Source organism: Aeromicrobium sp. Leaf272 (assembly GCF_001422865.1).
In the GTDB taxonomy this organism is placed as follows: Bacteria; Actinomycetota; Actinomycetes; order Propionibacteriales; family Nocardioidaceae; genus Aeromicrobium.
Genome location: NZ_LMMY01000009.1, coordinates 541,390 through 541,860, shown reverse-complemented (window position 1 = coordinate 541,860; position 471 = coordinate 541,390). Strand labels below are relative to the sequence as shown.

The window sequence follows — 471 nt, the reverse complement described above, 5'->3', positions numbered from 1 at the left end:
CCTCGTCGACGGTCTTGCGGTAGGTCTCGGTGATCCGCGCCGCCCTGCGGCGCAGGTCCTTCAGGGTCAGCTTCTGCGCATCCTTCAGGAGGGTCTCTTCGCACCGCTCGCGCCGTTCTGCGGTGACGTCGTCGGGCAGCTTGGCCAGGGTGCGGGAGATCAGGTCGGCCTGCTTGGTGCTGATCACTCCGGCGGCGAGCGCGTTCTCGATGAGGGTGGTCTGCTCCTCGATCCGCTCGGCGGTGTTCACCAGCGCGTCGGCGCCGCTGCGGTCCCCGCCGAAGTCGAAGCTGATGGTCGCGCCCGTCGAGGTGCCGGTCCCGGTCCGCGGGCCGTCGCCGTTGGCTGCGGCCTTGCGGGCCTTCTCCAGCACCCGTGCGGCGGCCATCTTGTGCGCCGCGACCTGGGACTCCAGGCGGCCGAGCTCACCGATTAGCCGCCGGACCTCACCGGTCTCGAGCCCGTCCCACG

The 471-nt window shown here is 71.1% G+C and carries 1 protein-coding gene; it reads right to left on the bottom strand.

The genetic code is table 11. The annotated features are described in order from the left end of the window. A partial coding sequence (locus tag ASF38_RS04255; RefSeq protein WP_162237298.1) for a DUF222 domain-containing protein occupies positions 1-471 on the bottom strand: 471 nt, incomplete at both ends.